The sequence below is a fragment of the Nocardia sp. CA-120079 genome (assembly GCF_050955745.1).
Taxonomy (GTDB): domain Bacteria; phylum Actinomycetota; class Actinomycetes; order Mycobacteriales; family Mycobacteriaceae; genus Nocardia.
In genome coordinates this window covers 6,129,100-6,142,080 of the sequence record NZ_CP192088.1, presented here as the reverse complement: position 1 = coordinate 6,142,080, position 12,981 = coordinate 6,129,100, and the positions used below count along the sequence as shown (strand labels likewise).

At 63.5% G+C, this 12,981-nt stretch carries 13 protein-coding genes; 4 read left to right on the top strand and 9 right to left on the bottom strand.

Annotated elements, in window-relative coordinates:
- Positions 1–20 precede the first annotated feature (20 nt).
- The gene (locus ACQPYR_RS28420; RefSeq protein ID WP_433622006.1) at positions 21–605 is read left to right on the top strand and encodes a hypothetical protein; all 585 of its coding nucleotides are present in this window, start codon (positions 21–23) and stop codon (positions 603–605) included.
- A gap of 127 nt (positions 606–732) precedes the next feature.
- Positions 733–1,056 carry a hypothetical protein gene (locus ACQPYR_RS28415; RefSeq protein ID WP_433622005.1) on the top strand — a complete coding sequence of 108 codons (324 nt, stop codon included), beginning with the start codon at positions 733–735 and terminating at the stop codon, positions 1,054–1,056.
- Positions 1,057–1,077: 21 nt separating this feature from the next.
- Here ACQPYR_RS28415 and ACQPYR_RS28410 read toward each other — a convergent pair whose 3' ends face one another.
- The 4 genes from ACQPYR_RS28410 to ACQPYR_RS28395 all read right to left on the bottom strand — a co-directional run bounded on the left by ACQPYR_RS28410 (position 1,078) and on the right by ACQPYR_RS28395 (position 4,842).
- Positions 1,078–2,286, bottom strand: coding sequence for an IS110 family transposase (locus ACQPYR_RS28410; RefSeq protein WP_433635260.1), 1,209 nt, complete (start codon positions 2,284–2,286; stop codon positions 1,078–1,080).
- 134 nt (positions 2,287–2,420) lie between these two features.
- A complete protein-coding gene (locus ACQPYR_RS28405) occupies positions 2,421–2,663 on the bottom strand; it encodes a hypothetical protein (RefSeq protein ID WP_433622004.1) in 243 nt (80 codons plus the stop codon).
- 475 nt (positions 2,664–3,138) lie between these two features.
- Complete coding sequence (locus ACQPYR_RS28400; protein WP_433622003.1) at positions 3,139–4,227, bottom strand: serine/threonine-protein kinase; 1,089 nt, start codon at positions 4,225–4,227, stop codon at positions 3,139–3,141.
- 414 nt (positions 4,228–4,641) lie between these two features.
- Complete coding sequence (locus ACQPYR_RS28395; protein ID WP_433622002.1) at positions 4,642–4,842, bottom strand: hypothetical protein; 201 nt, start codon at positions 4,840–4,842, stop codon at positions 4,642–4,644.
- Between the two features lie 126 nt (positions 4,843–4,968).
- Here ACQPYR_RS28395 and ACQPYR_RS28390 point away from each other — a divergent pair, with 126 nt between their 5' ends.
- A complete protein-coding gene (locus ACQPYR_RS28390; protein WP_433622001.1) occupies positions 4,969–5,283 on the top strand; it encodes a hypothetical protein in 315 nt (104 codons plus the stop codon).
- Between the two features lie 450 nt (positions 5,284–5,733).
- A complete protein-coding gene (locus tag ACQPYR_RS28385) occupies positions 5,734–8,394 on the top strand; it encodes a discoidin domain-containing protein (RefSeq protein ID WP_433622000.1) in 2,661 nt (886 codons plus the stop codon).
- A gap of 525 nt (positions 8,395–8,919) precedes the next feature.
- Here ACQPYR_RS28385 and ACQPYR_RS28380 read toward each other — a convergent pair.
- The 5 genes from ACQPYR_RS28380 to ACQPYR_RS28360 form a co-directional block, all read right to left on the bottom strand.
- Positions 8,920–9,978 (bottom strand): NAD(P)H-dependent amine dehydrogenase family protein, encoded by a 1,059-nt coding sequence (locus tag ACQPYR_RS28380; protein WP_433621999.1) that lies wholly within the window; start codon positions 9,976–9,978, stop codon positions 8,920–8,922.
- Between the two features lie 51 nt (positions 9,979–10,029).
- Complete coding sequence (locus tag ACQPYR_RS28375) at positions 10,030–10,590, bottom strand: nuclear transport factor 2 family protein (protein ID WP_433621998.1); 561 nt, start codon at positions 10,588–10,590, stop codon at positions 10,030–10,032.
- A 164-nt stretch (positions 10,591–10,754) separates the two neighbouring features.
- Complete coding sequence (locus ACQPYR_RS28370) at positions 10,755–11,357, bottom strand: nuclear transport factor 2 family protein (protein ID WP_433621997.1); 603 nt, start codon at positions 11,355–11,357, stop codon at positions 10,755–10,757.
- Positions 11,354–11,779: a nuclear transport factor 2 family protein gene (locus ACQPYR_RS28365; RefSeq protein ID WP_433621996.1), complete on the bottom strand. Its 426-nt coding sequence runs from the start codon at positions 11,777–11,779 to the stop codon at positions 11,354–11,356. Before ACQPYR_RS28365 ends, ACQPYR_RS28370 begins: the two co-directional genes overlap by 4 nt.
- Before the next feature lie 534 nt (positions 11,780–12,313).
- Positions 12,314–12,895, bottom strand: coding sequence for a TetR/AcrR family transcriptional regulator (locus ACQPYR_RS28360; RefSeq protein ID WP_433621995.1), 582 nt, complete (start codon positions 12,893–12,895; stop codon positions 12,314–12,316).
- Between the last annotated feature and the right edge of the window lie 86 nt (positions 12,896–12,981).

Below are 12,981 nucleotides of genomic sequence, written 5' to 3'. Positions count from 1 at the left end.
AGATGGGAGGATTGCGGTTCATGTGGATCTTGCTCGCTGCCGACGCCGCCAACGATCCCGAGAGAGGACCCGTCGTCCTCTGGATCGCTGCCTCTGTGGGTGGATACGCATCGGCGATCGCCGGGCTGATCGCTGCATGGATATCCGAGAAGACCGCCGCCTCTGGACGGATGCCGGGCCGCCCTGAAGTACCCGCGGTCGCCACGGGGACCACCAACGTTCCTGACGCGATACGTGAGGCCCTCGAAGAAGCATCGAACGATCTCGCCAACTACAGAGTCCGTTCGATACTCAGGCTCCACAGGCTGGCCGACCTGATGTTGATACTTGCAATCACAGCTGCGATCGCGGGACCGCTCGCCGGATTCGCACTAGGTAGCTACCTGGCAGGCGGAATCATCGGCGGCATCGTGGCACCCGCTTACACCGCACACCGTCGGCTGGAGAAGGCGGCAGCACGCCGCGAAGCATCAGCCGACGCAGCTGATCGGAGCAAGCATGAATCCGGCATGCGAAGCGCAGAGCTTCAACGGAAACAGTGGGAGTTGGAGAGGGAAAAGCGACTGTTCAACTTGGAGTGGGAGCGGAATCGGGCAGGGCAATAGTGCTCAAACGCAGGGAATAGATCGCCCGATTCTGCGGGGGGTGTCCCTATGTTTGTTGTCAAGTCACGGGGTAGATGCGTGGCTGGTGACGGTGTTGGGCGAAGCCGGTTGTCGGTAGCGTGATTGGGTGGCGACGAAGGCTGAACGGCAGGCTGCCCGTGCGTCGGTGGCTGTGTATCACGAGGCGCAGCTCGGTGTGCTGATCGAGCACGTCGGTTGGGCGGTGGACCGGTTCCGTGCGGGCGAGCAAGACGCGTTCGAGGTCGACGCCGTGATCCACCAGTTTCATCGGGCGGCCCGGCAGCTGTGGTCGTTCTGTGACCAGTCCGGTGCGCAGGTGGAATCGACCGCGCAGCTGATTGCGCGGATGGCCGATGACGGCGACGCCATCGATTGGTGGCAGCGCGGCGCCCCGGCCAGACCCCGAGGTGCCGAGGATCTGGGCAGGTGATCCCTGCTCTGGTGTGGCAGCTTAGGCGGTGGCAGGTCGCGAATTCCGGTAGGGCTGTTTGGTTTTGAGCATGGCGTAGAGGACATCGCAGCGGCGTCGAGCCAGACAGATGAGGGCGGCGTTGTGTTTCTTGCCTTCGTCGCGTTTTCGCGTGTAGTAGGCGCGGCTGGCGGGGTCGTGGAGCGCGGCGAAGGCGGACAGGAACAAGGCGCGTTTGAGTTTGTGGTTGCCGGATCTGGCGGGGTGTTCGCCGCGGATGGAGCTGCCGGATCGGTGAGTGACCGGGGCGATGCCCGCGTAGGCGGCGAGGTGGCCGGCGGAGGCGAAGGCTGAGCCGTCGCCGACTTCGAGCAGGATGCGGGCTCCGGTCCTGACTCCGACGCCGGGCATCGAGGTCAGGACCTTGGAAAGAGGGTGGTCATCGAGCATCCTCTCGATGTCCTCGGCGATGGATTTGCGTTGCAGCAGGATTGTTTTCAGTGAGTCGGCGAGTTTGGGCAGCACGACCTCAGCGGCTTTGGAGCCGGGGACGGTGACCGATTGCGCGGGTATCGCGGCAAGGATTTCATCGACCAGTCGAGCGCCCATTCGTGGGGCGTGTTTGACCGCGATGGCGGTGAGTTTGCGCCGTCCGGCTGCCGTGATTCCGGCTGGCCCGCCGCAGCGCGACAGGATTTCCAAGACCGCCGGATGGGCGACGCGGGGGCCGAGGACGCGTTCGAGGGCTGGGTGGATGCTGGTGAGCAGGCCGCGGATGCGGTTGCTGGTGCGGGTGGCTTCCCCGGCCAGGTCGTCATCGAAGCCGACCAGCACACCGAGTTCGGTCAGTGCTTCATCGCCGGTATCGACGCGGCGCAACGTGTGCGGCATCGTGCGTGCGGCATCAGCGATGATGTAGGCGTCGCGAGCGTCTGTTTTGGCTTGTCCCGGATACAGATCGGCGATGCGGCGCATCGACAGGCCAGGCAGATAAGCGACGTCGTGACCGCACACGCGGGCGACTGTCACTGGCAGGGCGCCGATGGTGTTGGGCTGGTCGACCACGATCAGCAGTGGCCCTCGTTCGGCGAGACGATCGAACACTGCTCGTAGCCGGGCTTCGTCGTTCGGTAATGCCTTGTCGAACAGCCGCTTGCCGCCGGTGTCGAGACCGACGGCGTGGTGTTCGCCCTTACCTACGTCAACGCCGCAGAACACGGCATACGCCTGTGCCACTTCGCAGTTCCTCATCGCGTCGAAACCGGGCACGGTCGCCGATCCGGCGTCGACGCCCGGCACCCACGTTATGAAGAGACCTACCCTCGGCCCTGTCCCTATCAGCGGTCCGTCGACGCCACCAGGTCCCGGCGACACCACCCCCCGGATCATGCGAACGACAGGGGCAAGAAGTCATACCGGGCCTGGCGACCGTAGCCCTCGATCAAGGGCTGCGAAGAAGATAACGGGTCTCCGATGAGCAGGACGAGTACGCGGGCGACTTCTTCGATGCTGGCGGTGGTGCAGATGTCGTTGGCGCTGCTGAACCGATCGGAGTGTCCGCCATAGGCCTTGGCGACGGCTTTGCCGAAGTTGCGTTCTGCGAATCGCAGGGTGGTGTGGCGGAGCATTGCCGAGAGATAGCTGACGCCGCAGCGCAAGCCCTGCTCAACGCCCGCATGCTCAGTTTCGAGGGCGGATTCTCGCCGTCGAGGCCCTCTAGGACGCGCGCCCCAGGATGGTGTCAATCTGGCCTAGGCCGCACAAACCGCTGTTCACCGACATGGCGGAGTGAAGTTGCATGCCTTTGTCGCTCTTCGAATCTCGGTTCTGTCCCACTTTTCGTGGTTCTGGCTGGTGGGTTATTCAGTCGCTCAGCAGGATCACCGTCGCAGGGGAGTGAATTTCTCGTATGGCTCGGAACGCTCGAGCACGGGCAAGTCGCCGCTTGATTTCCTGGAAAGGTCCAGACGTGTTGCGTGCCGACGTGTCAGGAGGGTGTGACCGTCGTCGAGCTTTCGGACTCGGCCGAGGTGGTGATGGCGATGAACCGGCACCCGAACCTCTCGTGAATGCCGAAGAGCCTGCCTCACCCGCAGCGGAAACTCAGCGCGCGCACGAACCGGACGGCGAGCCCAGTGCGGGTGCGGTGGGGACGCCGGGGATACTCGCCGATGTAGGTGCCGCGGTGACGCAGGTGAGCGACGTTGGGCTCGTGGGGGTTGAGTCGTGGTGGGTACGATTGCTGATCACCCACCAGGCGATGGCGGCCACGACGACAAGGATGACGATCCACGTCGATCCGGGCCGGTTGCGGGTTCGTTGTTGCGAGGCCGGATTGATTCGAGTGGTTGCCAGCCTGGAGGGTGCGGGTGTCGCTGTGGGTGTGGCGTCGAGCGCGGCTCGCGCCGCCGTGGCCAGGTCCCCGGCCGTGCGATAACGGTCGTCCGGGTTCTTCGCCATTCCCCGTGCGATGACCGCGTCCAATGTGGCTGGCACCGCTGCGGATGCGGACGGTCGTGGTGGTGGCGTGTTCAGGTGTGCGGTGATCTGCTGCTCGACGCTGTCCCCGGGGAATGGTTGGGAGCCCGTCAAGCATTGGTACAGAACACAAGTCAGGGAGTACACATCCGAGCGGGCGTCGCAGGCGCCGTGCAGGAGCCGTTCCGGCGCCGTGTAGGCGAAACTGCCGATGGCCGCACCGGTGGTGGTCAAGCTGGCGTCGCCGCTGCTGACGGCGATCCCGAAATCGATGAGGTACGCGAAATCGCCCGGGGTGACGAGGATGTTCGAGGGCTTCACATCGCGGTGCACGAGCCCGGCCCGATGCGCTGCATCGAGGGCCGAGCCGATCTGCCGGATGTAGTCCACCGCGGTGTCTTTCGCTATCGGCCCGGTGCCGAGCAGGGCGGCGATGTCGTGACCCTCGACCAGCCGCATGTCCAGATACAGGCGCCCGTCGATCTCACCGTAGCCGTGGATCGGGATGACGTGCGGTTCACTCAACCTCGCCGCAGCGTGCGCCTCCCGCCGGAATCGCTCGCGATATTTCGGGTCGTGCGCCAGATGTTGCGACAGCACTTTGAGCGCCACCACCCGATCGGTCTCGGTGTCGTGGGCCCGATAGACCTGCCCCATCCCACCCGCGCCCAGCAACTCGAGCAGCCGATACCGCCCGAATGGAGTCCCATCCACCCTGTACGACTACCACACCGGAGCCCGGATCTCTGCCCGAATCATCTCTGTCGCATCCATGCTCGCGGACTTCGCCGGAAATTGTCCGGCACCGCACCGAGTGCGGCGTCAGGACGCCGCACGGCCGGGGACAGCAGCGGCGGTGACCGCTGCCGTCCGATGCGTCGCCGGCGTACGGGCATCCGCGCCGATCGATCGGTTAGGACGATCACCGTGTTGGCCAGGGGCGCACCGCCGATGCAGCTGGACGTTCGCCCCATTCGGTGCCGTCGTCCACGATCAACTACCGCACTCCGAGCCCTTTGAGCAGTGTCCGCGTGCCTTTCCAACCGGCTCGAGATATTCGGTAATGCAGGTTCCGGTGTCCAGCCTCGATGCTTCCTAGCTTCGGGGAGTGCCTCAACAGCACACCGTTCACCCGAGCCTTCTGTTGAACGGCCATATCCGTCGTCTCCATCCGCGCTCGGTGGCCAGGGCATCGAGTTTGCTCATCGCCTCGGGCAGGCCGGTGCGAGCGGCCTTTCGTAGCCAGGACTCCGCCTCCAACCGCTTAGCGGGCGAGGCGAGGCTGTTACCGGGCCAGGAGAGCAGGATGCTGAGGCGGTACAGCGGCACGGGCATCTCGACCGGACGGCCAGCGCCGCTGCGGCACAGGCGATTACCGCGAAGATCCCCACCCCCACCCCGGGACCTGTCCAAGGACTGATCACCAACACCTACCTGACCGACACCGAATACAGCATGTTCGCCACGCTGCCCGCCAACATGCTGATCAAGACCCGGCACAGCATTCCACCGCTCGGAGTCGACGTCTTCGCCGCTCCGCTCGACGGGCTCGTCCTCGCCGAGACCGAGTTCACCAACGACGACGACATGCTCACCTTCGTCCCGCCCGACTACGTCATCGCCGAAATCACCGACGACCCACGCTTCACCGGCGGACGCCTCGCGATCACCCCACGCGACCAACTCCGCTGTTGGCTGGCCGATTTCGGCATCGACATCAGCAGCTCCCAAGACACCACGGCACAGACCATCGACCTGCCCAACCGATAACCACCGCCAACCTGATCAACAGTCACCGAAACCGAGCTACTCCCACCCCCTTTTGTGGTCCTTCTTTTGTGGTCTCTTCTCCCACCTCCCCACTACTTCCCTTCATTTGGTGATTGATAGAGCGAGAGCCCTGCGCCGAAGGCGCGGAGACAGTCGCGCGTACATGCGATTCCGGGTTCGCGGTGCCGGCTCGCCATCGATGCGTCTCGGGCATGAATTCTGCTCGCTCGCAGCAGGAATACGGTCTTGACCCTCGACCGGCACGGAATTAGGGTCTTATCAATTATTAGACAATATCTATCGAATAATCGATAGTCGACTCTCGTCCTTCGTGACGCTGGCGTACGCGTAGTAGTCGCTGCATGGAGAGGTACGTAGTTGTCCCTAATCGGCAGGTGCTTCGGGCGGGTCGGCGTGTGGGCCAGGGCTTGGATCGCTATCGGGATGCTGATGGTTCTCGCGCTGGGGGTTCGGGTTCCCGCGGTCGCGGTCCGCCACATATCTGAGGCGATAGCGGGGACTGTTTGCCCGGATGACGAGGTCGCCGCTGCGTCGGAGTGGTCGCCGTCGAGCGGGGAGGTCGATGCCGCCTATGATCGACATCCGTTCGTGGGCAATGGTTATCTCGGGTTGCGAGTGCCCCCGCGTGGTATGGGCTACGCCGTGACGGACGAGTTGAGTGGTTGGCCGCTGTACACGCCGCGCTATGACGGCGCGTTCGTGGCCGGACTGTACGGTCACACACCGTTGGTCGCCGCGGATCGCGAGGTGGCGGCGGCCATTCCGAACTGGTCCGGGCTCACCGTCGGTGTCGGCGACGAGAAGTACTCCGGCGCAACAGCGTCGGCGCAGATCACGAATTTCGCGCAGACGGTGTATCAGCGGTGCGGGCTGGTGCGCACCTCTCTCACCTGGACGACACGGGACGGTAAGGCCACCGATCTGGTGTATGAGGTGCTCACCGATCGCGTCGATCAGCATGTCGGGGCGGTGCGTCTGACGATGGTTCCGCACTGGTCGGGTCAGGTCGTGGTCAGTGATGTGCTCGACGGTGCCGGGGCGCGGCGAATGACGCAGATCGATGGTGGAGCGCGCGGTGAGGAGGGTATCGGTGTCGGTTTCCGAACCGATGGCACCGCGGTCACCGGGGAGGTCGCTTCGGTGTTACGCACGACATCCTCGACGGCACAGCAGGTTTCGCCAGCGCGCGATCTGAGTATCGGCCGGGATGCGCGGTGGGAGGTGCAGGCGGAGCAGATCTATGAGGTGACGAAGTTCGTCGGTGTCGACACAACGCTGACCGCGTCGGATCCGGTCACCGCGGCGTTCGACGCCGCTGGCAGGGCTGCGGACAAAGGCTGGTCACGGCTGCTCGCCGACACGGCGGCGGCGTGGCGGGCGCTGTGGCACGGCGACATTGTCATTCCGGATAATCCCGAGGTCCAGGCTTGGGTGCGTGGCTCGCTGTATTCGCTGTATTCGAGCACGAACTCCCAACAGGACAACAGCATTTCACCGGTTGGGCTCAGTAGCGACAACTATGGGGGCGCGGTTTTCTGGGATGCCGATACCTGGATGTTCCCGACGCTGTTGCAGTTCGCGCCCGAGTTGGCGAAATCGGTTGTGGAGTACCGGTACAAAACGCTGCCCGCGGCGCAGGCCAATGCGCGGCTGCTCGGTTTCGCTGGCGCATTCTATCCGTGGACCAGCGCGAGCCGCGGGGATCTGGCCGAATGTCTGAGCTGGCTGCCGCCGCACTGCCTGAATCAGATTCATCTGCAGGGCGATGTCGCCCTAGCGGCCTGGCAGTATTATCTCGCCACTGGTGACGAGGATTACCTACGCAGCCGCATCTGGCCGATCATGGCGAACGTCGCCGAATTCTGGGTCTCGCGGGTGACGCAGAATTCGGACGGCAGCTACTCGATCAACAATGTCGCGGGTCCCGATGAATACAGCAACGGCGTACGCGACGGGGTCTACACCAACGCGGTGGCCGCCCTTGCCCTGCGCGCTGCCGCGCACGCCGCCGATGTGATCGGCGAACCGAGCCCACCGGAATGGAACACGATCGCCGACCGGCTACGCATACCGTTCGACCCAGCGCGGCAGACCTTCCTCCAGTACGACGGATATCCAGGTACACCGATCAAGCAAGCCGACGCCGCGCTGCTGATCTATCCGCTGGAATGGCCTATGCCCCAAGAGGTTTCGGCACAAACGCTCGACTACTATGCTGAACGCACCGATCCCGACGGACCGGCGATGACCGACTCCGTCCACGCCATCGCCGCTGCGGCGATCGGGCGCCCCGGCTGCGTGACGAAAACCTATCTCGAACGTGCGGTGCGGTCATTCATGCGGGCGCCGTTCGGGCAATTCGCGGAGTCGCGTGGTGTCGGTGGTATCAAGGAAATCCTGCTCAGCGCACCAGCGTTCACGTTCGTCACCGCGGCCGGCGGATTCCTGCAGTCGTTTACCAATGGACTGCTCGGACTGCGCCTGCGCGAGGACACGATCCGCATCGACCCCATCCTGTCACCTGATCTGAAATCCGGATTGTCGATACATGGAATGCACTGGCAGGGGAGAACTTTCGACGCCGAAATCGGACCGGACAACACCACCATCACCCTCACCGATGGTGTACCGATGCAGGTCGAAACCACGAGCGGCATACACCTCCTCAGCGCCGGCCAGCAGTTGACCGTCACGACTCGGCGACCAGATCTGACCCACAGCGGAAACCTCGCCCGATGTACATCGGTCACCGCGTCCTCCGAGGAACCGGGCCGATACGCCGACGCAGCAGTCGACGGCAGCCTCGCCACCGGATGGGCACCCGACAGCAACCGAGGAAACCTCACTGTCGATCTCGGCACCGATCAACCCATCGACAAGATCCTCCCGCACTGGGCCGATCTCGAACCGTCATACACGATCACCGCATCCGCCGACAATCACAACTGGACACCGGTCGCCACCGACTCCGCGAGCGGCACAGTGCAAAACGCAGTCACCGCGCGCTACCTGCGCCTCCAGATCATCAGTCCCAACCCCACAATCCATCCCACTCTACAAGAACTGGAAATATCTGGACCACCATACTGATGTGGACTACCGCTCAGGGCTTTCGGGGCGTGTTCCGCCTGAAGTCCGGAATCGTGCATAAACCACCTCAGGGGCTCGTGATACCGAATTCGAGATGATCGGAAGTTAATAGCTCCTGCTTTCGGATTACGGTGACGGTTTCGATCAGGAATTCGGTCGATCTTTCTGGTAAAGACATCGAGATCACCGAGTGTAGTCCGGTCCGGTCGTCGGTTCGCCTAGAACAGAAAAGCGGGAGACCACGCACGTGGTCTCCCGCCTTCCCCGTGATCACCAGGTTCCGATGATATCCGTGACTTTCTGGACGACCTCCTCGAGTGGAATGTCTGCCTGGGTGGCAGAAATGGAAAATGGTGCGTAATATGTCGATCGCGGTCCGATCCGCGAGGCCGAGTCGGCGCATTCTCGTCCCGCGCACTGAGAGTGGATTTGACAGAGCAGGCTATGAGTTGGCCGTCGTTGCGGTAATAAATGGTGGCACTACCACATGCCGCTGATTACTCTCCGGTAGTGCGTTCCTCGGGATCACCACACTGTTACGGCAATGGGTGGCAGATCGTGGGCGGTGCGGATGCCTGGTGCTGCGGCACAGAGGTGGGGGATGGTGTTGACGGCGCGGTTGGCCGCGTAGGTCGGCGATGCGGCATTCGCCTGGGTCGACGTTTCTCCGGGCAGTAGGTCGACCTCGAGGGGTGTGTCACCTTCGACCGAGATATGCCATCCGGTCGGGCGTAGTGGCCAGTCGGTGCTGATGTTGGTGCTGCAGTATCGGGTTGAGCGGAACTGCAGTAGCGGTTTGCCGCGGCGGGTGCCGGAGACTGTGATCCGTTGTGCGATAACGGTTCCCTTGCGGAATACGGCGGCGCCGACCTGGACGTCCTGGTTGGCGGTGGCGAGTTCGCCGCGGACCTCGATCGCGTCGAGTGGTGGGCCGAAGGCGTCGGCGGCCAGGCGCAGTGATGGGCCGATGGTGCGGCGGGCTTGGGTCAGGCGGTGCGGCTCGAATGTCGCTTGGCTTGTGCCGAAGCCCATGCCGAGCAGTGTCCATGGGGTTTCGGAGTCGGTGAGGTCGGTGTATTCGTCGATCATCATGTGGTCCAGGCGTTGTTGGATCGAGCCGAGTGTGATGGGGATGGTTTCGGTGATGAAGCCGGGACTGTGGCCGGTGCTGTGGATCGAGGCTCCGCCGGACCAGCATGCCGCTTCCACGCGTGCGTAGAGGGCTTGATCCATGCTGGTCGGATGATGGAATATGCCGTGGGTGGTCACGATATTCGTGCCGGTGGCCAGTAGTCGGCAGACGGTGTCGATGTCGAGGACGCGCGGTGTGTAGACCACGCAATCGGCACCCAGTTCGATGATTTCGTCGATATGGCCGGTGGCGGTGATTCCGGTGTCTGTCGGCAGTTGGCACAGGCGGCCCGCGTCGGTGCCGATTTTGTCCGGGGTGTGGGTGTGGACCCCGACCAGCGTGAGGGTGGGATGTTCGATGAGGGCGCGCAGAGCGGGTCGGCCGACATTCCCGGTGGCCCACTGGACTACCCGGTGCCGTCGCGCCGTTTGCTCGATTGTGGTGTGCGGCAAGGGATTCGTTCCATCTCGGTGGCTGGATGAGGAGCATGGTCGACCCGGCCTTCACATACCGAAGAGGCGCTGTTCCCCGACAGGGTCCAGATATAGCCGAGTGAGTTTCGAGCTGCTGATGCGCCATCGATCATCGACGAGTGCATAGGTCTCGTGATGGTGCCCGAATCCGAGGACCCTGATGTCGGCCAGGCGGATCAGCAGATCTTCTTGTATGGCCCACACCCCGGTCGCTGTCGTCGGTGAGATGACATCGATCTCGGGCAGATGTCCCTGGTGCACGGTCCGTGCCGAGCCGATCGCGGACCGGAGAAATCCGACGAACGCGTCCGCCCCGATCGTCCTCATCCCGGCCGATGCGGTGGTGTCGACCACGACATCGTCGGTCATCAGTTGTAGGAGCGTCGCCCAGTACTTGGTGTCAATTGCGCGGAAGTAGCACGCCTTGAGCTGCTTGATCGAATGGACGGCCGGCACAGACACCGCCGGGGCCACACGGTTCTGCGCTGAGGTGCATCCCGGATCCGAGTTCGGGAACGCCTCGCCGGTGACATCGAGGGCTGTGACCGAAATGTCGATCAGGAAGTCGGACCGCGTGTGTGCGACTCCCAAGCTATGGTCGACGCGAGCACGGCGGCGGGGCAAAACCTCCGGTCGGGCGGCAGGCGCAGTCGCCTCATCCGGCGCGGTCAAAACTGATCCATTTGCAAGCGAGTCGATTTCGCGGCAATCCTCGGCCAGCGTCTCCTGCCGATGCGGCAGGTATTGGCGCTGATTCATCGACGCCAGCGCAAGAGGACGGTCCGCCTGCCGAGCCACCACCGACGTGGCCGGTTCTGAAAAAGTCGCTGCGCCGCGGCCGGGTCGAGCCAGAGCCGAGTGAGTGTGGAGCTGCTGATAAGCCAGCGGTCACCAGCGAACACATAGGTTTCGTGGTAATGCCCGGATCCAATGCCTCGGATATTGTCGGGCCAGACCAGCAGGTCCTGCAGAGCCCACACGCCGGTCGCTGTAGTCGGAGTCAGCACCTCGATCTCGGGCATGTGCCCCTGATGGACGGTCTGGGCGGGCCCGATGGTGGCCTGGAGATAAGCGAGGAAAGCGTCGGCACTGGTCGTCCTGATTCCGGCTGAGGCGGTCGTGTCGACTACCACATCGGCCGTGACCTGTTGCACTAGCAGATCCCAGTCCTTGGCATCTATCGCCTGGAAATAGCGCGCCTTGAGCTGTTTGATCGCGTGAACAGCCGCTACTGCGGTGGCGGGTTCGACGCGATCTTTCGCCGCCACGTCACCGGGATCCGCGGATCCGCCTCGCAGCCCTACGTGCGCCGGACCGAAGCTTGTCGCGCCAGGGAAGGTTCGCTGCGTGTACGTCATAGCGGGTCCGCCTGCAGGCGAGTCGATTTCATGCTCGTGATCACCCATCGACCGTCGCGAATGCCGTAGGTGTCGCGATCGTGTCCGGACGACAGCCAGCGCCTGCCGTCCGGTCTGACCAGCTGCACCTGAACTGCCCACGTTCCGGTCGCCGTATCCGCAGCGGTGATCTCGATTTCGGGCATATGTCCGTGATGGACCGTCACCGAGTTGCCGTAATCGGTTTGCAGCGCGGCCACGTGGTTCGACGCTCCCCTGACACGGTCGCCACCGACCGACGTCGTGTCCACGTCGATGTCCCCGGCGAGGACGGAGCCGAATACGGACCAGTCCTTGGTGTCGAGACTGCGGAAATAACGCGCCTTGAGTGACTCGATCGCGTTGATCGCCTGCAATGTTCGCGGATCCACCGCTGTTCCCACTCGCCTTCCTGGTTGTCGGGCCTGCGGAACCGGGATGAAGGGGAATCCTACTAGCAGGCCAGCACGATCTATCGGTTATTCGATAAGAACTGTCATATAATTGATAGAATCTTAGCTCTGGCGGCGAAATAGCGTCAAACCGGCAGAAGATCGGTGTACGAGAGTGTCGATTGGAATTGACTGCGGTGCAGTGTGATTCGCGCTGGGGCCGGCGTACTCCAGCTGCCTGTCGATGAAATCGCGTCTCGCCGTGAATACTTCCGCGAGCAGGCGATTTTCCGTCGCCGACGAACCGGCGTCCATGGGGGCGATCGGCGCGATTTCCGGCCACGCGGTGGTGGACCGCGCTGCACGGTCAGCACTCGGGCCCGGTCCTCCTCGAGCGAACGGGTTCGTCTACGGCCACACGGGGCCGATGACACCGGAAAAGTCGCCGCCGGTTATGCGAGCGCCGCTGTCAACCGCTTCGTGGATCGGCCCGTGCGGTGTCGATTCAATATCGGGACTGAGCGCCGCATGCCGAGTTCTGGGTCGTCATCGCTGTCGGGGTGCGCCGGCGCGTAGACCGTCCATGACGAGGTCCAGGAGCCGAGTGGTCTTGGCTTGCCAATCTCCGCGGGTATCGATCTGCCAGAGGCCGGCGATGGCGAGGATGAAGTCGTCGGCGGTCACCTCGGGACGGATGGTGCCGGCCTCGTGATTTGCGGCGAGCAGAGCCTCGATCGTCTCGACTACTCGCGCGTATCCGGGCTGTGCTGGGGCGTCGGTTGTGCCGATGATCCGACGCATGGCGTCCGATAAACCGACCTTGGTGACGGCGAAGCGAGCGAGTCGTTCCATCCATTCACGTAGGGCCCGGTCGGGCACCCGGGTTTGGAGCAGTTCGGTCGCGGCATCGGTGAGGAGTTGCACCTCCTGGCGGTAAATCTCCAGAACGAGCGCTTCACGGTTGGGAAAGTTGCGGTAGAACGTGCCTTGCCCGACCCTCGCCTTTTTGGCGATCGAACTGAGCGGGGCATCCGCGTCTCGCGACAACTCGGCCAGCGCCACCTCCAGGATTCGCTCCCGATTGCGCTGTGCATCCGAGCGTTGCGGCCCGTCGTTCCCGGATTTCATTTCCCTCCTACCAGGCTCGGACCCACAGCCTCGCACGCACCATCCGAGAACCGGACATCAGTCCGATTATGTCCACGATAGCGTCG